The sequence below is a fragment of the Staphylococcus sp. OJ82 genome, from assembly GCF_000294465.1.
In the GTDB taxonomy this organism is placed as follows: Bacteria; Bacillota; Bacilli; order Staphylococcales; family Staphylococcaceae; genus Staphylococcus; species Staphylococcus equorum.
In genome coordinates this window covers 64,603-84,833 of sequence record NZ_ALPU01000003.1, presented here as the reverse complement: position 1 = coordinate 84,833, position 20,231 = coordinate 64,603, and the positions used below count along the sequence as shown (strand labels likewise).

Annotated in this window: 15 protein-coding genes and 1 pseudogene; 2 read left to right on the top strand and 14 right to left on the bottom strand. The window is 32.2% G+C overall.

Annotation, left to right across the window (positions count from 1 at the left end):
• Nucleotides 1-27: 27 nt before the first annotated feature.
• The 7 genes from rocD to SOJ_RS02655 all read right to left on the bottom strand — a co-directional run bounded on the left by rocD (nt 28) and on the right by SOJ_RS02655 (nt 9,849).
• The gene (gene rocD, locus SOJ_RS02685) at nt 28-1,215 is read right to left on the bottom strand and encodes an ornithine--oxo-acid transaminase (RefSeq protein ID WP_002506543.1); all 1,188 of its coding nucleotides are present in this window, start codon (nt 1,213-1,215) and stop codon (nt 28-30) included.
• Between the two features lie 1,075 nt (nt 1,216-2,290).
• Nucleotides 2,291-3,628 (bottom strand): gluconate:H+ symporter, encoded by a 1,338-nt coding sequence (locus SOJ_RS02680; RefSeq protein WP_002506542.1) that lies wholly within the window; start codon nt 3,626-3,628, stop codon nt 2,291-2,293.
• 203 nt (nt 3,629-3,831) lie between these two features.
• Nucleotides 3,832-4,503, bottom strand: a complete 672-nt coding sequence (locus SOJ_RS02675; protein ID WP_002506541.1) for an ABC transporter ATP-binding protein — start codon at nt 4,501-4,503, stop codon at nt 3,832-3,834.
• Between the two features lie 10 nt (nt 4,504-4,513).
• Nucleotides 4,514-5,437: an ABC transporter permease gene (locus SOJ_RS02670; protein ID WP_002506540.1), complete on the bottom strand. Its 924-nt coding sequence runs from the start codon at nt 5,435-5,437 to the stop codon at nt 4,514-4,516.
• Nucleotides 5,434-6,600 (bottom strand): ABC transporter permease, encoded by a 1,167-nt coding sequence (locus tag SOJ_RS02665; RefSeq protein ID WP_002506539.1) that lies wholly within the window; start codon nt 6,598-6,600, stop codon nt 5,434-5,436. The genes SOJ_RS02670 and SOJ_RS02665 overlap by 4 nt, the downstream gene beginning before the upstream one ends.
• A gap of 46 nt (nt 6,601-6,646) precedes the next feature.
• Nucleotides 6,647-8,182 carry a DUF6583 family protein gene (locus tag SOJ_RS02660; RefSeq protein WP_002506538.1) on the bottom strand — a complete coding sequence of 512 codons (1,536 nt, stop codon included), beginning with the start codon at nt 8,180-8,182 and terminating at the stop codon, nt 6,647-6,649.
• A 269-nt stretch (nt 8,183-8,451) separates the two neighbouring features.
• Nucleotides 8,452-9,849 carry an MFS transporter gene (locus SOJ_RS02655; RefSeq protein WP_002506537.1) on the bottom strand — a complete coding sequence of 466 codons (1,398 nt, stop codon included), beginning with the start codon at nt 9,847-9,849 and terminating at the stop codon, nt 8,452-8,454.
• 364 nt (nt 9,850-10,213) lie between these two features.
• On the opposite strand from SOJ_RS02655, the gene SOJ_RS02650 reads away from it, so the two are divergent.
• Entirely contained in the window at nt 10,214-11,155 is a 942-nt protein-coding gene (locus tag SOJ_RS02650) for a nucleoside hydrolase (RefSeq protein WP_002506536.1), read from the top strand.
• Between the two features lie 91 nt (nt 11,156-11,246).
• Here the strand turns inward: SOJ_RS02650 and SOJ_RS02645 are convergent, their stop codons facing one another.
• From SOJ_RS02645 to SOJ_RS02630, 4 genes and pseudogenes are all read right to left on the bottom strand, one after another.
• Nucleotides 11,247-12,389, bottom strand: coding sequence for a CapA family protein (locus SOJ_RS02645; RefSeq protein WP_002506535.1), 1,143 nt, complete (start codon nt 12,387-12,389; stop codon nt 11,247-11,249).
• Between the two features lie 119 nt (nt 12,390-12,508).
• Nucleotides 12,509-12,691: pseudogene (locus SOJ_RS02640) on the bottom strand (IS5/IS1182 family transposase); the annotation flags it as partial.
• 425 nt (nt 12,692-13,116) lie between these two features.
• Complete coding sequence (locus SOJ_RS02635) at nt 13,117-13,743, bottom strand: nitroreductase family protein (protein ID WP_002506533.1); 627 nt, start codon at nt 13,741-13,743, stop codon at nt 13,117-13,119.
• 235 nt (nt 13,744-13,978) lie between these two features.
• Nucleotides 13,979-14,422 carry a GNAT family N-acetyltransferase gene (locus SOJ_RS02630; RefSeq protein WP_002506532.1) on the bottom strand — a complete coding sequence of 148 codons (444 nt, stop codon included), beginning with the start codon at nt 14,420-14,422 and terminating at the stop codon, nt 13,979-13,981.
• 510 nt (nt 14,423-14,932) lie between these two features.
• Here SOJ_RS02630 and SOJ_RS14160 point away from each other — a divergent pair.
• A complete protein-coding gene (locus SOJ_RS14160; protein ID WP_002506530.1) occupies nt 14,933-17,095 on the top strand; it encodes a bifunctional glycosyltransferase/CDP-glycerol:glycerophosphate glycerophosphotransferase in 2,163 nt (720 codons plus the stop codon).
• 67 nt (nt 17,096-17,162) lie between these two features.
• Here the strand turns inward: SOJ_RS14160 and SOJ_RS02620 are convergent, their stop codons facing one another.
• The 3 genes from SOJ_RS02620 to betA all read right to left on the bottom strand — a co-directional run bounded on the left by SOJ_RS02620 (nt 17,163) and on the right by betA (nt 20,219).
• Nucleotides 17,163-17,738, bottom strand: coding sequence for a GNAT family N-acetyltransferase (locus SOJ_RS02620; protein ID WP_002506529.1), 576 nt, complete (start codon nt 17,736-17,738; stop codon nt 17,163-17,165).
• A 225-nt stretch (nt 17,739-17,963) separates the two neighbouring features.
• A complete protein-coding gene (locus tag SOJ_RS02615) occupies nt 17,964-18,287 on the bottom strand; it encodes a DMT family transporter (protein WP_002506528.1) in 324 nt (107 codons plus the stop codon).
• Between the two features lie 249 nt (nt 18,288-18,536).
• A complete protein-coding gene (betA, locus tag SOJ_RS02610; protein WP_002506527.1) occupies nt 18,537-20,219 on the bottom strand; it encodes a choline dehydrogenase in 1,683 nt (560 codons plus the stop codon).
• Nucleotides 20,220-20,231: the final 12 nt, after the last annotated feature.

Sequence of the window (20,231 nt, the reverse complement as noted above, 5' to 3'; positions counted from 1 at the left end):
TATTCAAACTTTTTTAAGTGTTATGCTTTACTTTTTTTCTAAAACTTCTGTTATTACTTTTATAACTTTATCAATTTCCTCATCTTCAATAACAAGTGGTGGTGCAAGTCTAATAATATTCCCTTGTGTTTCTTTACATAGCACACCTTGTTCTATCATCTGTTGACAATAAGATTGTGCTGCTTCAGTTAATTCAATACCGATAAATAATCCTCTGCCTCTCACATCTTTTATGATGTTGCTGTCTATCAGCTGTAAATGGTTAAGTAATTTTTGTCCTTGTTCAGCAGAACGTTCGATTAAGTTTTCGTCAATCAACACATCTAATGCTGCGATTGATACTGCACATGCAAGTGGATTACCTCCAAATGTTGAACCATGTGTACCAGGTGTAAGTACTTTCATCACGTCATCGTTAGCTAACACTGCTGAAATCGGATAAAGACCGCCACCAAGCGACTTACCTAATAAGTAAATGTCTGGTTCTACACCTTCCCATTCCATTGCAAACATCTTACCTGTTCTACCAAGACCAACTTGTATTTCATCTGCAATAAATAGAACGTTGTGTTCATTACATAAGTTTCGAACCTCTTGGATGAAATAATCTGGCGGTACGTTGACGCCACCTTCACCTTGTATTGGCTCAAGTACAATTGCGGTTGTATTTTCGTTAATGAGTGATTTCAAGCGAGTGATATCTCCGAAATCCATATATTGCATATTATCTAGCAAAGGTCCAAAACCTTTTTTATAACTTTCTTGCGACGATAACGATAAGGCACCTAGTGTACGACCATGGAAATTACCATTCATTGCAATAATTTCGCCTTGGTTTTCCGCTATACCTTTAACATCAGATCCCCATTTTCGTGCGATCTTAATTGCCGTTTCAATGGCTTCTGTACCTGTATTCATAGGTAATACTTTTTCTTTATTGGCAAGTGAACATATTTTCTCTTCCCATTTGCCCAAATTATCGCTATATAATGCACGTGATACCATAGTTATTTTTTCACTTTGCTCTTGAAATGCTTTTATAATTTTCGGATGACAATGCCCTTGATTGACGACTGAAAAACCTGAAATACAATCAATGTAGCTATTATCTTCAACATCCCAAACTTTAGCACCGAGACCTTTCGTTAAAGCCAGTTTAAGCGGGCTATAATTGTTCGAACTGTATTGATCTGTTAGTGCAAATAAATCATTCATCGAAACCCTCATCCCTTTTCTATAATTATTCTAAATTTTGAATTAATATCCATAAATCATACACGTAATTTTACAATTAGTCAAAGATTAATTTAAATAATAATTAAATAAACAATTGCCTTAAAGCCTTTTTTCGAATTTTTTATATACTTAACATTTCTATAAATACTGTGATGACAATCTGTTTAATGTATATAAGTTGTATTATTTAGTGCAGATGGCTTTTAAAAAAACTGTTATGTAATTATTTTATGGCAGTAACCGCCCTACTATTTTCATAAAAATGGCAAACTAAGTTTCCTTTCCACTTAGTTTGCTTAATATTAATTATCACTATCTAAGATTTTCATTTGCTATTATAGAATTTTGGTTTGTGCTCAAATTTGAACTTTTATCTTTATTGATTTGCTTAGTAAATTTAAAACAGATACTACGCCGTAGCATGCTGTATCAAATTTATAATAATTAGATATGAAATCATACGGGGCATGAATCTCGTTAATACAATTTTTCACGATACTTTTTAACAATAAGAAGGCAACGCTTACAAAGTATAAATAATTCATAAAGTGCTACCATTTATTTGCGTTTTTGCTAATCTATTTTACGTTTAAAACAAGTTGAATGCATTTTTTATACAAACTCTTGTATACGAAATTATTATACGCATATAAAAAACTCAAGTCAAAACAACTTTTAAATCGACAATAACTGTATATAAATGTATTTTTATACATATTAACCATGCTTAATGTATAAAGATGTGGCACAATTCATTCGCCTTCAGTCCTATAGATAAAGTCCATAGCGTGTCATTTTACCATGTTACTCATTTATTCATTAAAAGTATATTCACAGTAAATATCAAATTTACACGCAATTGCCTTCAAACCTTTTGATGCCAACACTTGTAGCCATTTTATAGCCTTTCAAATCACAAATTTACCCTTATTTTACTTTTTTAATGTATTTATACACAAATGAAGCAGTATCTACAAGGAATTGTGTTTAATCCATTTAGATACTACTTTTTATGATGTTACTCAAATATATAATTATGCTTTTAGTAAGGTCATTACATAAATAAATCTAGTATTAGGACAACAATTAATCCAGTAATTGATGTCGTCAATAATAAGACACCCCATGTTTTAAAGGTATCCTTTATGGAAATATTAAAGTATTCTTTAAATAGCCAGAATGAAGCATCATTTACGTGTGTAATGGTATTACTACCTACTGCAGTAGCGAGGACCATAAGCACAGGACTTACATTAAACGTAGGTATCAGTGGCCCTACAATACCTGCTGCAGTAATCGCTGAAACTACACCTTGTCCAGTAGCAATACGAATTAACGCTGTAATGAGCCAAGCCATGATAAGTGGTGAAATATTAGTATCTTTCATAATATCTGCTATATAGTTCCCAACATTAGCTTCTAGTATTACTTCTTTAAATGCACCACCTGCACCGACGATGAATATAATCGTTGCAACACCTTTCAAGCCGCTTTCAAATGTCTTCATCATATCATCCATATTTTTACCTTTTCTAAGACCGAAAATGACAATAGCAGTTAAAATAGCAATAATAAGACTGATTTCTGCACTTCCTAAAAATGTTACAGTTTCATGTAATAATGTATCCTCAGTAATAAATAAACTTAGAATTGTTGAAATCGAAATTAAAATTGCAGGAATAAGTGGTATAAATAAACTCATTCCAAAACTTGGCATTTCACTTTCTGAAAAAACCTTGTTCTTTTTTAATAACGGAGGTACTGGATAATCCATATTTTTCATAAACTTAGGTAGTACAATACCTGCCATGAACACACTAGGTATAAAGACAATAATTCCTAATATATAAACCATACCCATATCTGCGTTGTAAGCATCTACAAGGGCAGTTGGTCCTGCTTGAGGTGGAAATATACTATGCGATAGTGTCGTGGCAGCAACCATAGTAATCGCTAACTTCATAAATGATGTTTTTGCTTCCACTGCAATACTAATTACTAATGGTGCTAAAATCATAAATGCCACTTCATAAAACACAGAAATACCAAATACAGCACCTACAATAATTAATGCCCACTGCACATGTTTAGCACCAAATTTATTTATAAGTGTCGATGCAATACGTTGTGCTGCCCCTGAATCCACCATTAATTTACCAAGTACTGCACCAAATCCAATAATAAGTGCTAGACTTCCTAACGTTGATCCTAATCCTTCTTTAATTGTTTCTAATATTGCAACAGGTTTCATCCCGTTAATAAAACCAACCACTATTGCTGAAAAAATGAGCGCTAGAATACTATTGATTTTGAGCTTAATATTTAAGAATAATAGTAAGGCAACCCCTATTACGAGTGAAATGAGTGGTAGATGTTCGCTTAAAAATGACAATTTCATGTCCTCCCATCCCTTAATAAATTATGAAAGCGAATTCACAACTTCTAATTATAATAGATTTGATTTAAAATAACAACGTTGTTATTTTAAAATTGCTTTTACTTTAATTTCTCAAAAGATATTCAACTAATTAATATAAAAATAAAAGCATACCCGTCACTGTATAAGTCTCTTTATAACAATAACGGATAGGCTTTTTAATTTTGTTTATTATACGTATCAAAGTGCCATTGCTTATCTTTCAGGACATCTCTATAGAATGGGTCTGTGCCGATTACTTTAATACGATCTGCTAACGCTTCTACTTCGTCTAAATGATGTGTCGTTAATATAATCAGACATTGTGCTTTCATTTTATTGAGCAAGCTATGAATGTCATATCTTGATTTCAAATCTATACCTACAGTTGGTTCATCTAATATTAATATTTGCGGATTACTTAAAAGCCCTATTAATACATTCACTTTTCTTTTCGTGCCACCTGATAGTTTCGACACAGCAACTGTTCTATCTGCTAAATGAAGTTGGGATGCATACTGGTCTATTGTGTCCTCTGTTATAGGATTTTTACATAATGCCTTAAAGCAATTGATATTTTCATTTACTGACATGTGTTCAAATAATGCAATATCTTGAGGCACATATCCAATCATATCTTGAAGTTGCTTTTTTGCAACTTGGTCACCAAAGTAAGTAATATTGCCTCGATCCGCATCCTCTAATCCTGAAATCATTCTTAGCAGTGTGGATTTTCCAGCCCCATTTTCACCAAGTAAAATAGTTAACTGTTTATCTTCAAATGTCATATCTAGCGATTCAAAGATGCTTTTACGACGGTATTCTTTTTTAATATTTTGTAATTTTATCATCTCATCACTCCTATAATTGTATGAAGATATAAATTAAACTCATCACTAGTGCATATATAAGGGTCATAAATAGTCTATGACTTAATGTATTTACTTTAAATAATAGCCAAGCTACGCCCAATTCATAAATTAAAATAACCAATAGCGATTTCACATAAAATATCAATGATAAATTTTGTTGAAATACGATTGTTGTCAGACTTAAAAAAATCATTAATATAATGGTATGTGCAATAGCATATGTGCCAAACAATTTAAGTCGACTATAGTGGAACATAAATAACCTTGCCAGCGCTCCATTTTGTTTCAATCTTTGATGTAACACAATTTGAACACTGCTAACACATAATAAAATCGCAAAGACAATACTTAATGATATAGAAGTATTAGAACTATGATTAATAACATAATGCGCTATCTTTGATTCTGGTGTTTCTTGATTTAATTTTTTATTAACTGTATTTAACGAATAATCTCGACCGTTATCTTCTAAATGCGACTTCACTATATTAGGTATTTGCTGTTCATACAACGAACGACTAATCATTTCTAACGTAATATCACCTATAAAGTCATCTCTGCCATATAGGGTTAGTGCATTTTTTAAATTATTACTATGCAACTTGTCACTATAATTTTCTGGTATTTGTAAACTCACTACCGCTTCTTTTCTAGTAACGCGTTCCTCAATAGATGCTTCATCAAGCGGAACATGCTCAATTTTCACAAATTCATTATTATCTATACCTTCAATCAATTTTTTAGATGACGACGAGCGTTCTTGATCTTGGACTGCAACTGGTATTTGAAATGATTGATTGAGTGTCTTGTACACACCCCACACTGCCAATAGTGTAAATAATAATAATATCGTCAGTAACACGTATTGTTTCCACTGTTTTACGACTACGATAAAAAGGTAAGGTTGAATCATCTACGATACCTCCTGACAATGACAAATATTAATACAACAAATGATAATAGCAAGCTAATATAAAACATAAGCGGCGTTTCTAAAATGTAATTATTTAATATGATTTCCAACATTTGATTTGTTACAAAACTAAATGGTTGAGTCGTAAAAATACCATTGAATAAATGCTTAAAATATATGGTAGGTATGATTAAGCCTGATAGCAGCAAAATCACAAGACTTAATATACTTTTCAAAATATAATTCATCCATTTAAATGATATTAAATCAATAATCGTCAGCCAGATTATCAGCATCAAGATATAATATATAAGTTGAATTACTAGAGTAGACCAATTGTAGCTTTCAAAATCATTCGGCAATACATTGAGCATCCAAAATAAGCCAACTACAGCCCAAATACTCGTATAAAATAATGTAAATAAACTTCGAATAAGTGTTAGTTTCTCAAATGAAAAATGATACATGCTTAACCTAGATTTTAATGCTGTTACTTGATTCATTTTTAAAATTGAAAATAACGATAAAGCGAAGATAAAAATAGACGCTAAATAGCCAGTTATCACATAATAACTCGCAGTATCATAGATTTGTACAGGTTGATAATCAAAACCGCCTGTACGGTTTAACCCTGTAAACAATAAGTCTGTTAATAAAAGCATCGTGTCTTCTTTTCCAGCGTCCTCTGCAAGTGATGTATAAGCAAGTCCCCCACCCATAGACAACATGAGACGATTGTACACTGAATCTGTTAATTGATTAATGACTAAACTTTTAGTCGATTGTTTATCATATGTATAAACCGAAATAGGCAAGTTACCATTTTTATAAAATGACTTAGTCATCCCTTTTTCAAACACATAGTATCCTTCTAACTTCCGAGCTTTTAACAATTGGTGTGCTTCTTGTTTATTATAGCGTTTGATACTAATGTCTTTGCCTAAGTTTGTGCCATTGCCCATCGATTTAAGTATTAATGCAGTTTCTGTCGATTGATCGCGATCCACAACACCAATTCTAAATTTGGAATCATCTTGGTTAAATTGTTGTATGACAAGTAAGACTGAAAACAAACCAATGATAATTAACACCAAATATAAAAATAAATGCCATTTTTTCAATAAAAAGGAGTGGTAAATGCGAAACAATTGTAATGTTCTCATTTAACCACTCCTTTCATTAATATTTTAGTTTAAATTTCTATAATGCTTATTTATCTTCAAGATCTTTCACAACATCTTTCAAGATGTCTTCAGCATTATCAGAAATTTCTTTTTGTAATTTACTGAAATCACTGTTAGACATTGTATTTAAGTCTTTCGCACCAGCTTTATCAAACTTAATGTCTTCTTTAAGTTTAGTTTCGCCTTTTATGTTAACTGTAACAGGTTCATATTGAACTTCAGTAGTAATGTCGAGATCTTGTTTTTGTGAATTATTCTTCACATCAGTCTCTAATTTATTTTCATATTCAATTGTAGTTTCATCGTAGTTTGCACTGATTTCGATATCACCTTTATCAGTACGTTTGTTACCGTCCACTGTTTCTTTATTTGTAACTTTGATATCTGATTCTTTAATACCATCATCAAAACCTAAAGTATATTTATCGTCATACTTATCATCTTCTTTTGTTGACTCACCTTTAAGCGAAATCTTAGCCTCATCAGCAGATACGTTATAATCCATAACTAACTTGTCATCATCGATTAGACTTGTACCCTCTAATTTAATTTCAGCACCGCTGTTATCTTTCAATGTTAAATCACGTTTAAGAATTTGATTGTCATCTTCCCATATTACAGATTTAATACTTGGGAATTCATCTTTATCAGCATCTTTCACTTCTTCTAAAGCCTCATCAATTGAATCATCATATTCTTCAGCATTAAATTGATCTTCTGCAATGCCTTTAATATCTTTATCTTCTTTAGCTTTTTCTAGAACTGCTGTCAAAATTGATTTCGTTTCAGCTTTGCTAATATCCATTGTTACTTTATTCGTATCTTTCTCTTCGCCATCAACATCGATCTTATCGTCTTCTTTTTCAAAATTATCATCATCAAGTTTATCGATAATTAATTCACTATAGCGTTCACTAATTTCTTCAACTTTTTCTTGTGAAATTTGTGTCCCAGATAATAGAGAATTTAAATTCAATGTATCATTCGTGATTGCTGAATTATTGCTGTTCATACTTGATGAACTACTTGAAAAATCGCTTGATGAACTACTTACTGTTTCACCCGTTAATTTTTCATAAACATCTACGAGTTCATCATTTTTAGCTTTGTAAACATCATCTAAAATTGGTGCTGAGTAGTATTGATTATCCTCATCTGCTGCCCATTGAAATTCCCCAATTTCATTATCGGCTACAGTAGGGTTTAATGCTAATGCTGACTTTTCGTTCTCTGGATCATGTCCCATTTTAAATCCTATTTTAGAAGCATCTACTGCAGATTTTGGTATATCAGATGATTTAAGTAATTTCTCTGGTACATCTGCACTTGCATCTAAACTAATTAAATATGACTCATCTTTCATTTTGTCTTGAAATTTAAATTCATTTTCAAAACGGTCTTTAGCGTATTCTTGCATTTGCTTAGCGGTTTCTTGCTCACTTAATAAATATGTGTTCTTCGGTGAATTTTTCATGAAATAATAAGCAGCTGCACCGCCTATCCCAACAACGAGTATCAACCCAATAACGACTGCTATGACAATCTTCACTGTCTTTGACATATCGTCCAACCTCCCATAAACTTTTATTTCTTTTATAATATCACAAAACTTATAATATTAATTAATTAATTTGATAATTTTTATAAGTTTTTGCATCTTTTTAAATTATATATTTATACTTTTTATACTGATGATATTATTTAATTAAGTGCAATGTATTGTGCTTAATTGACGATTGCACAAATTATTACAACTCACTTTTAAAGATTCATCATATAAAAAGACGCAATGCTCATAAATAAGCATTGCGTCTCTTATAATTCACCTTATTAATCTTTTTTAACTTCATCTTCCCACCAAAGTGCATCTTTAGGATTTTGAATTACGTCTTCATATTCTTCTTGATTTTCAACGTTTGGATAATTTCCTCTCAATGATTTGTTTGATGTTGATTTAAACATTGTTAAGAAAATGATAAGTCCGATGACGTTAATAAACATCAAATAATATGAAGGTGAAATTTCTTGACCTGTCGTTTGTACTAACATTGATAAAATAAACGGTGTTAAACCACCAAATATTGCAGCACCAATATTATAAACAAGTGACAAGGTACGTAATCTCACTTTTGTATGGAACATACTTGGTAACACCGATGGCATTACGCCTTCAAATGTTGACATGAATAGTGCGATGATAAATAATCCTAAGATAACAACTGGTATCATTGGAATACTCATGAGCCAGAAGGCAAGCACAGAGAATAAACTAAAGCCAATTAAACCAAATAAAATTGTATTCTTATTACCAACTTTATCACTATACCAACCAAAGAAAAATACAGCTGGTATCATCACTAACATCGTGACCGTACTCAGTATAGAACTCATAGTGCCCCCTAAGTTAATGGTTGAGTTTAAGTACGATGGCATAAAGGATAACACCATGTAATTAGCCACATTTAAGAATGCGACACCTGCGAAACAAACGATGATATCTTTCCAATAATATTTAAATATATCTAAATAAGAATATTCTAATTCTTCTTGTTCTTCTAATGTCGATTCATAAGCAGGACTTTCGTCTAATCCTGTACGCAAGAAGATACCTACGATACCTAATGGCGCAGCAAGGATAAATGGAATTCTCCAACCCCAGTCTGCCATTTGTTGATCGCTTAACAATGCATACATCAAACCAGCTAGGGCCGCCGCCATAATACTACCTGCGAGTGTACCAATTTCTAATCCACTACCTAACTTACCACGTGCTTTATCTGGCGATGATTCTGCTATGTAGGTCATCGCACCAGCGTACTCTCCACCAGTTGAAAATGACTGAATCATACGTACTACAAGTAATAGAATTGGCGCCCATATACCGATTTGATCTTGCGTTGGTAGTAACCCAAGCATCAATGTTGAAGCTGCCATAAGTAATATTGTTGATGATAATACAACTTTCCGTCCATATTTGTCCCCTATATGACTGAAGAAGATACCACCAATCGGTCGTACTATAAATGCAAAAGCAAATACAGCAAATGTAGATACAATTTGCATCTCTTGCGGTAAATTACCAAAGAAATTGGCACTTATAACTACCGCTAATTGCGCATATAACCCGAAGTCAAACCACTCAATTGCGTTACCAATACCTGTGGCAACTACACTTTTTTTAGCTTGATCGGAATCTACCCTATTAACTTTTTCTTTTTTAAACTTCACAAAAAAAACACCCCTTAATTTTTGTCTATCAATATAACATAACATAACCTGTGTACAAATTTTTAAACAATTTAGATTTAATGTTCCTTGTATTTTACATTTAAAATGCATAATTACTTATATATCAAAGCGATACAGTGACCTACTTTAATCTCTATATTCATTATAATTCCCATAACATTGGACTTTATGGATTTTAAAATTAATTCAATTAAACAAAAACAGTTTATTTTAAATCACATTATGTTATATAAATACTTTTTACACCCCAAAAATCATTCTTAAATTAATTTTTCAGAACGCTACATATTGTTTTCTTTGGTATAATAGCCTCATAAAATGAACATATGGAGGCATTCAAATTATGAAACAAATTTACTTTAACCATGATGGTGGTGTAGATGATCTCATTTCATTATTTCTATTAATACAAATGGATGATATAGAGCTTATTGGTGTAAGCGCAATTGGTGCAGATAGTTATATCGAACCAGCAGTAAGTGCATCTCAAAAAATAATTAACCGCTTCTCTGACCAACCAATACATGTTGCCGCTTCAAAAGAGCGCGGTAAACATCCTTTTCCAAAAGATTGGCGTATGCACGCATTTTTTATGGATGCGTTACCTATTTTAAATGAACCATCAAACCAACACTCTTTATTATTAAAGCAGCCTGCCTACCAAGATATTATAGATAAATTACAAGCTCCGTCCCAAAAAGTCACTTTACTTTTTACAGGTCCCTTAACAGATTTAGCCAAAGCTATCACAGTAGAGCCTACTATTGTTCAGAATATCGATTGCCTTGTATGGATGGGGGGTACATTTTTAGATAAAGGTAACGTTGAAGAACCTGAACATGATGGAACAGCTGAATGGAATGCTTTTTGGGATCCCGAAGCTGTGCAAATTGTATTTGATACGAATATCAAAATAGAAATGGTAGCTTTAGAAAGCACGAATCAAGTACCTATGACATGGGATGTTAGACAAGCATGGGCAAACGAACGTCATTATCCTGGTGTAGACTTCTTAGGTGTAAGCTATGCTGCTGTCCCACCATTAACACACTTCCAAACGAATTCCACTTACTTCTTATGGGACGTATTAACAACAGCTTACGTTGGCATGCCTGAACTTGTTCAACAACACAGTGTGAATGTGTCTGTACATACTGAAGGAGCTAGCCAAGGACAAACGTATATTGACGATGTGAATGGTAGACCTATTTCACTAGTAGATCACGTTGAACATGACGCTTTCTTCAAATACATCACTGATTTAGCTAAAAAAGTCATACACTAAAAAGTAAATAATAGTTTTACTAATAAAAAAAGAGGGATTTCCAATTTTTTGGAAGATCCCTCTAATCATTAAATATTTTTAACAGACTATATTAATAACTATTCGGAGTTAAATATTGTTTATCGATGACATCTTTAGTAATTGTTTCTAAACGTTGTTTTGTAACATCATTTTCGTCATCATAGCTTAGTGCGTGGCGTTTTGCTAACTTATCATCGTATCTTTTAAGTGGATACATTTTAAAACTATGTCGTGTGTTGTCATCAAGTGGATTGGCTATTTCATAATGCGTAATTAAAGACTGCCATTTAACATTTTTAATCGTTACGCCCTTGGGCAATTTCTCAATATTAAAACGAATATTACCTCCTAATACATTACTTTCATCACCTGTACTTTGCCCATTCAAAAAATTTCCCAGGGAATAAGCTACTAGCGTCTTATGATTATCTTTTCCTTTTACCCATTCTATAGGTTGAATGACGTGAGGATGTGTCCCAATTACAACATCTACGCCTGCATTTGCAAATACTTCAGCATATTTATTCTGTTTACGCGTTGGTTCATGTTTGCCTTCACTTCCCCAATGTGCCGACACAATAATCGCATCACTTTGTGTTTTAGCTTTCGCTACATCTTTTTTAATCTGAGCTTCATCAAAATAATTGATATGATACGGTTTTTCAGGAGAAATATCATTTGTGCCATATGTATAACTTAATATTGCAACTTTGATTCCATTTCTCTCAACAACAGGTATATGATCTCTCGCTTTTTGTGAATTAAACGCGCCAGTATATAAGATATCGTCAAATTGTTTCCACAAATTTATCTCATTCCGCAATCCATCGGTTCCTTGATCAAGCGTATGGTTATTCGAACCGTTAACAATGTCAAATCCCACATCAACGATATCATCCGCTATATCCGTCGGCGTATTAAATTGTTTGAAGCCTGAAAATCCTTTTTCATCTCCACCAATTGGTGATTCTTGATTTATATAAGAAATATCTGCAGATTCAATATCTTTTTCTAAGTATTCATACATAGGTTTAAAGTCGAAATTACCATCAACTTGTAACGCATCCTGATAAACTACTGGATGAATTAAATTATCTCCAACTGCATAAAATGAAACTTTATCTACTAATTGCTTTTGGTCATGCAAGCATAATCCACTAAAAAATATAAAAACAGTAAATAACATTGTCATCATTATTCTATATTTCCACATAGCTTCCCCCCTTTGACCATTTCAAATAAGTTTCACTTTACATATATTAATTCTATTATAATTAAATATCTCAAAATATTATAGAGGATTTACAATATACTCAAACTTCCTTAACAATATAATAAGAGCTTAGGTAAAATCTCTGTTTGTATGAGTTCTTCATAGTGATTGAATTCGTAGAATTCTGTTTCTAGAATTGTTTCAACAATTTGATTAACTGCATGTGCGATATCATTGTTAGGAATCAAAATTTCAGTTTCCATTGGTAGTGTTAGCTGAGTCATATTATAAGTTTTATACATAAGACACCTCGTTTTAAAGTTATGTTAGAGTAACTTTATTATACGAAAGTGGCTTGTTTTTTGTATGAATTTATATAATTGTGCCGATTTTGTAAAGCGCTGACGCCTAGGGGAATAGTATGAGTCTGTAAAACAAATAATATCTCAACTCTATTGCTATATTGTCAGTAGATGACTGAAGTGAAAGCGCGTATAATATTAAGCTTGTTTCACTTCTAGTCATCTTTGCCGGGGTGGGACGACGAAATCTTATTAGAAAAATTAGATTTCTGTCCCACTCCCATACCCCAGGCAAGCATGCGCTTTCAAAATCGGAATATTTTAACATAGAAAAGCAGCAATCCATTAGAAACTAATAGATTGCTGCTTTTAATTTGAGAATGGGATATTTATGTCTCAGCCCCAATTGGATTCAGCTTATAATATTATACGTGCTTAGTAATTGTTTCTGCTGGTAAACGGTATGAACCATGAGCAGGATTTTTTGCTTTTCCTATTGCTATAATCATAACAGGTTCATAACGTTCTGAATCGATATCAAAGGCTGCGGCTATTTGATCACTTTCAAATCCACCTATTGGATTCGTATCATAACCATAAGCTCTGGCAACTAACATGAATTGCATAGCAGCTAGACTACTATCAATTTTTATAATATCGTTCATTTCAGTTTTTTCTAAACTTCTATAGAAAGGTAATACTTTCCCAAGTAATTCATCTTTCACATCTTCGGGCATTAATCCTTGCTTGACAGCGTTATTATAGATTTCCTCACCGTATTCATGACTTTGCATATCCCCAAAGATAACTACCATTGCGGACGAAGAATCATTTTGACGTGTATTAAAGCGTATAAGCGGGCGTAATTTATCTTTACCTTCTTCACTCTCTACAACTAAAAAGCGCCATGGTTGCATATTGACTGATGATGGTGCCTTTGTTGCTTTTTGAATCATTTCATCCATCTCTGAGGTTGATATTTTGACTTGCTCATCAAAAAGTTTTACAGATTTTCTATTCATTACTATATCTTCAAAGTCGTTATTAATCATTATTCATTTCTCCTTAACTATTTTTAACAAAAACAAATTATACTCAATTTATTTCAATTTACAAATCATCTGTTTGAGAATGAAATGAATACCAACGAGAACTTAAATAATCATTAACAATACTTCATCAAAAAATTAATATAAGGATACGCTTTTCCAAAAAATCTATTATACTCTTTTTAATTAAATGCAATTCATCCACTTAAACTTCACGAGTGCAAAATCGTAAATTACTCTAATCTGTTATTTGCATAGACATTGTTATATTTCTATCACAGAAACCCATTTTTTCGTATAATTTTTTAGCAAAGTTATTCGCAAAAACATTCAACCTTACTTCTTTGATATTTTTCGCTTTAAAATACTCGCCGACAAATTGTATTAATTCTTCAGCGACCCCGTGTCTTCTATATTCATCAAATACATACAACTCATATATAAAGCCATACTCTTCTTGAATAAAATAATCTGTCTTGTCATCTATAAGCACGAAACCTTTCATGTGTCCTTCTTCTATTAATACATAATACTCAGCACCTTCATTGATTAATTGTTTTGACGCTGATCTCATCGCATGATCTGATAAGTCAAATTCTGCTGTTATTGCTTCTTTAAATACAGTCGGTATCGTTTCATTGATTATTTTCAACTCTTCTTGGTTTGCTTTTCTAATTGTCATCATTACGCACCCTTTCTGCAACACACTTGCTTTGTAAATACTTACAATCATTGTTATATCACTTTACAATTCAAATAATTTTTATTACTTTGACAATACCCTAAATCAAAATAATTTAATTTCAAGGCTTTGCAAAATAAAAACTTTGTTATTCAAAAAATTTAATATCAATATAATTCTTCTTAACTACTGTATATATTGAATTTTTATAGTAAAATAGGATAGTGACTTTATCTATATAACATTAATTACAGGCGACTTCACTATATTATCAAGAAGGTTTTTGCAATATACAAAGACCTATTTTTTTATAGTGAATACTGTACATGATACAATGGATGCTTTACAATCAACAGATCATCTGATGATTGATTACCATTGTTTCTTAATAGAGCATTTAAATAACTTACAAAGCTATTATCAATAGCCGAAAATATTATAAAAAGTTCGATATATTCTACCTTATATCAAAATATAAAGAGAAAATTTTAAAAAAAGAGGGAATAAATAATGAAGTCCATATCTGTCATAGTGACTTATTACAACTCAGAAGACTATATAGAAAGTTGTTTAACTAGTCTTAAAAAACAAAGATTTCAAGATTTCGAGTTAATTTTAGTTAATGATGGTTCAACTGATAATTCAAAAACAATTGCAACACAAAGTATTGCAAATTGGGATATACCAATAAAAGAAATTGATTTACAACAAAATACAGGTCATGCACATGCAAGAAATATTGCCATGCAAGAAGTAGATGCACCATATTTTATATTCATTGATTCAGATGATTATTTAGCTTCTTATGCACTTGCATTTTATATGAAAAAAATAAATCAATTTGATGCACTTATTTCACCAATACATTCATTTACACTGGATATACCACAATATATAGACCAAGACTTAGTGCGTGTGGAATATTTAGATACAAAAACTAAATCAAATCAATTTTTACGCAAAAATTCAGCGTGTAATATTGTCTTTAAAACCGCTATCGCACGTGGGCATAATCTACAGTTCAATGAAGGATTAGATGTCTTTATTGACTGGTCATTCATATTAGATTTTATAAAATATTCAAATGGTTTTGTACGTGTGAGTCGCTTCCCATTTTATATCAAAGGCGAAGTTTACGACCCATTCTTAAAACCAAGATTATCTAAGCAAGATTTCGGTATTGTCTTCAATGATTATGTTTATAGTTTTTCAGATTCTATTCAACGTGCGCCTTTAAAGGAAAACAAGCGTTTCATAAAAAATAAAATGAAAAGTTTATTTAAATATTCGTTTGAACCTTCATTAAGAAAAACACCTGAAAGATACGAACAAAATAGTGAGTTATTACCAAGCGTAACGAGAAAACTATTTCCTACAATTTTCAAAAATGAAAAACCTTTATTTATCGCAGAAGCGCTCATGCTTATGTTTAATAAGAGAAAATCAGCATTTAAAATTAATCAGTTTAGAAATAAAGCTAGATTAGCTAAAAATGTTGTTTTACGTAGAAAAAATAAACATCGTGCGCTTTATCAATTAACTGATTCTGAAGATAAAGTAAATCCAAAAACAATCGTATTTGAAGCTTTTGGTGGTAAAAATTACAGCGATAGTCCTAAATATGTTTATGAATATATGATGAAACATCATCCAAATTATGAATTTATATGGGTATTAAAAAAGCCTAACAGCGTACAAATACCAGGGCCTGCAAAAAAAGTTAGAAAGAATTCTAAAGCATACTACGATGCTTATTCTAGAGCAAAATACTGGGTATCAAATGCTAGGCTCCCACTGTTTCTAAATAAAAAACCTAACCAAGTCTATATCCAAACTTGGCATGGTACACCATTAAAACGCTTAGCAAACGATATGAAGGTCATTCGTATGTCTGGAACAACAACAGATCGTTATAAACGCAATTTCAGAGAAGAAACAAATCGTTGGGATTATCTCGTTTCACCAAATGCTTATTCATCAAAAATATTTGAAACAGCGTTCTGGATGAGTCCAGAACAAATTCTCGAAATTGGTTATCCTAGAAATGACGTTTTAGTTAATCGCTCACAAGACGAAGCATATCTTCAAGAAATCAAAGAAAATTTAAATTTACCCGAAGATAAGAAAGTAATTATGTATGCTCCTACATGGAGAGATGACGAATTTGTTAAAAAAGGTAAATACTTGTTTGATTTGAAAATTGACTTAGATAACTTACATGAGCAATTAGGTGATGAATATGTAATTTTATTAAGAATGCATTACTTAATTTCTAATGCTCTTGATTTAAGGGGTTATGAAGAGTTTGCAATTGATGTTTCAAATTACAGTGACATCTCTGAATTATACTTAATTTCAGATTGTTTAATCACGGATTATTCATCAGTCATGTTTGATTACGGCGTACTAAAAAGACCGCAATTCTTTTTCGCTTATGATTTAGATAAATATGGTCAAGATTTACGTGGTTTCTATCTTGATTATCATAAAGATTTACCAGGTCCAATTTATCAAGATGCTTATAAATTAGCTGATGATTTGAAAAATTTAGACCAAGTAAAAGTAGATTACAAAGATAAAATCGACACTTTCTATAATGATTTTTGTTCATTAGAAGATGGTAAATCGTCTAAAGCAATTTCTGATTTAATTACTGGTCGACAAGACAAGTAGTTCTTAGATAAATGTTTCAGCTCTTGTATTCCATTTTAAATTAGCCTTGTGGGGCGGAAATAAGCAATCAAATTTCAAATTTTGATTGCTTATTTCCGCCCCTATTTTCATTTAATTTTTGAGCTAATAACTGCCAAGCTTTGTGATAATTATCATCTAATTGTACAGGTTTAAAACCAAACTCAAGATACATATTGATGGCTTTATAACTAATCGTTTGTGAAGTTAAATAAGCTTTATCATGATATAACGCTAAAATATTCATGGCTGCACTAAGTAATGGTTTAGATAACTTTTTTCCTTGATATGGTGGTATAATACCCACCCAATGAATCCTCCCCATCATTTGAGTATCATCACCTAAATAGCCATACCACGCAGTTGTCGTACCCACAACTTCTCGCTGTTCATTTTCAATGAAGATACAACGTTGTTCCATCTCTGTTACATGATTCCCAAATTCTTTATTAAACCTCTCTAATGCCATTTCCTCAGTTGTAAACTCACCTGCTAGCGTTTCTATATAAGCCCATAATTTTTCATCGCCTTTACGGAATTTCCTAATGACAAAACCTTTAGGCACATCATACTGTGGTATGTCGTCTAACTGGGTTCTCATCATTTGTACTTTAATATTTTCCATCCTGCCACACCCCACATCTTTAAATTTGTTATATCAACTTATATTTATAATAGCCTTATTCCCATCATAAAAACACATATTACAACTTCAAATAAAAATTTATATATTATGCACATTATAAATTTATGAAAAACATAAAAAAACTGCCAACCAAAAAATCATACATTTTTGGTGACAGTGAAAATATCTATACTTATCTAGGATGTTATTCAAATCTATACTTCCTTATTTTGAAACACCTATCGTATTCAACAATACAATACCTATGAGTATAAACACGATTGCTATAATACCTGTGAGATTTAGATTTTCATTAAATAAAACAACTGCGAGTACTGTACTCAATATTAATCCCAAACCAGCCCAAGTGGCATAACTTAAGCCTAATGGTAGATATTTCATAGCTAAACTAAAAAAATAAAAGCAAATAATAAATGAGACAGTTGCTGATAAACTTGGGTATAATTTACTAAAGCCTTCAGAAGCCTTGAGTGAAACGGTTCCTGTTACTTCAGTAATAATAGCAATCACTAAATATAAATAAGCCATAATACTCCTTTCCTAAATCGAAGCACTTGGAAAGTTAATCGTTTTTATATTAACCTTTTTAACAATCGCTCTACTTCTATTTAATCAATATCAAAGTCTTTTTTACTATTGTAGCAATTGTTCACTTTGCCATTTCCAACTCTAAAATAGTATCACTTTAACACCTACAAATAATAAGAAACTGGTGAAAATCATTGAATTTATGACTTCACCAGTTGTTATTTCAAATTATATATTTGTTCATTTCTTTTATTTTACTGTTCCTGCATCTTTGTCATGTACACCATGACGATAGAAATCGATATATTCTGGTTCCATAGGTTTTTTACCACGGATAATGTCTGATGCTTTTTCTGCCATCATTAATACAGGTGAGTGGATATTTCCGTTTGTAGTACGTGGCATTACAGATGCATCTACAACACGTAAGTTTTCCATACCATGTACTTTGAATGTTTCAGGATCAACAACTGACATTTCGTCTGATGCTGGTCCCATTCTACAGCTACATGATGGGTGTAATGCAGTTTCGCCGTCACGTTTTACCCATTCAATGATTTCTTCATCTGTTTGTACTTCAGGTCCTGGAGAAATTTCTCCACCATTAAATGGATCTAATGATTTTTGAGACAAGATGTTTCTAGCTACTTTGATTGCTTCAACCCATTCACGTTTATCTTCTTCTGTAGATAAGTAATTAAATACGAAATCTGGTTTTTCAAATGGATCTTTAGACTTAATCTTCAAGTAACCACGAGAGTTAGAATACATTGGTCCTACGTGTACTTGGTAACCATGAGCATGTGGTGCTTTCGTACCATCGTATCTTACCGCGATTGGCAAGAAGTGGAACATTAAGTTTGGATAATCTACATCATCATTTGAACGTACAAATCCGCCACCTTCGAAGTGGTTAGATGCTGCTGCACCTTTACGACCTAAAATCCATTGTAAGCCAATGAATGGCATTTTCAATTTGTTAAGGCTAGGTTGCATTGAAACGGGTTGTTTACATGCATGTTGCACGTATACTTCTAAATGGTCTTCAAAGTTTTCCCCAACACCTGGTAAATGTAGACGAGGTTCAACACCAACTGAACGTAGGTGTTCTGTATCACCAATACCAGATAATTGTAATAATTGTGGAGAGTTAATTGCGCCACCAGATAAAATAACTTCTTTCGCATTCACTGTATGTTCTTTACCATTCTTCTTGAATGTTACACCAGTTACTTTATTACCTTCAAAATTTAATTTAGTTACAAACGCACGTGTTTGCACGTCTAAGTTTTTACGTTTCATAGCTGGATGTAAGTAAGCTCTTGATGCTGAAACACGTCTACCGTTATGCACTTGGCTATCAAAAGGACCAAATCCTTCTTGACGGAAACCATTAACGTCTGGTGTTTTATTATAACCAGCGTCAACACCAGCATTGAAAAACGCTTGGAATAACGGGTTTTTAGCAGGTCCACGTCTTAATTTAATTGGACCGTGGTGACCACGATACTGATCATCTTTAGTAGAACCAAATGTTGTTTCCAAACGTTTAAAGTATGGTAAACAATGCGCATAATCCCATGATTCCATGCCTTTTGGTTGTGCCCATTTTTCATAATCCATTGGGTTACCACGTTGGTAAATCATACCGTTAATGGAACTTGAACCACCTAATACTTTACCACGCGCATGTCCAACTTTACGTCCACCCATATGTGGTTCTGCATTTGTTTCATAAATCCAGTCATATAGTTTATTCCCTGCTGGATACATTAATGCTGCTGGCATTTGAATTAATAAATCCCAAGAATAGTCACTACGTCCAGCTTCTAATACAAGTACATCTTTAGATGCATCTTCACTTAAACGGCCACCAAGTACCGAACCGGCACTGCCACCACCAATAATGATATAATCATACGATTTTTTCATTTTTGATAAAAC

What these genes read in the sequence shown, in the direction of transcription:
- rocD (WP_002506543.1), bottom strand. Translation starts at nt 1,215, where the DNA reads ATGAATGATTTATTTGCACTAACAGATCAATACAGTTCGAACAATTAT.
- SOJ_RS02675 (WP_002506541.1), bottom strand. Translation starts at nt 4,503, where the DNA reads ATGATAAAATTACAAAATATTAAAAAAGAATACCGTCGTAAAAGCATC.
- SOJ_RS02670 (WP_002506540.1), bottom strand. Translation starts at nt 5,437, where the DNA reads ATGATTCAACCTTACCTTTTTATCGTAGTCGTAAAACAGTGGAAACAA.
- SOJ_RS02665 (WP_002506539.1), bottom strand. Translation starts at nt 6,600, where the DNA reads ATGAGAACATTACAATTGTTTCGCATTTACCACTCCTTTTTATTGAAA.
- SOJ_RS02660 (WP_002506538.1), bottom strand. Translation starts at nt 8,182, where the DNA reads ATGTCAAAGACAGTGAAGATTGTCATAGCAGTCGTTATTGGGTTGATA.
- SOJ_RS02650 (WP_002506536.1), top strand. Translation starts at nt 10,214, where the DNA reads ATGAAACAAATTTACTTTAACCATGATGGTGGTGTAGATGATCTCATT.
- SOJ_RS02645 (WP_002506535.1), bottom strand. Translation starts at nt 12,389, where the DNA reads ATGTGGAAATATAGAATAATGATGACAATGTTATTTACTGTTTTTATA.
- SOJ_RS02635 (WP_002506533.1), bottom strand. Translation starts at nt 13,743, where the DNA reads ATGATTAATAACGACTTTGAAGATATAGTAATGAATAGAAAATCTGTA.
- SOJ_RS02630 (WP_002506532.1), bottom strand. Translation starts at nt 14,422, where the DNA reads ATGACAATTAGAAAAGCAAACCAAGAAGAGTTGAAAATAATCAATGAA.
- SOJ_RS14160 (WP_002506530.1), top strand. Translation starts at nt 14,933, where the DNA reads ATGAAGTCCATATCTGTCATAGTGACTTATTACAACTCAGAAGACTAT.
- SOJ_RS02620 (WP_002506529.1), bottom strand. Translation starts at nt 17,738, where the DNA reads ATGGAAAATATTAAAGTACAAATGATGAGAACCCAGTTAGACGACATA.
- SOJ_RS02615 (WP_002506528.1), bottom strand. Translation starts at nt 18,287, where the DNA reads ATGGCTTATTTATATTTAGTGATTGCTATTATTACTGAAGTAACAGGA.
- betA (WP_002506527.1), bottom strand. Translation starts at nt 20,219, where the DNA reads ATGAAAAAATCGTATGATTATATCATTATTGGTGGTGGCAGTGCCGGT.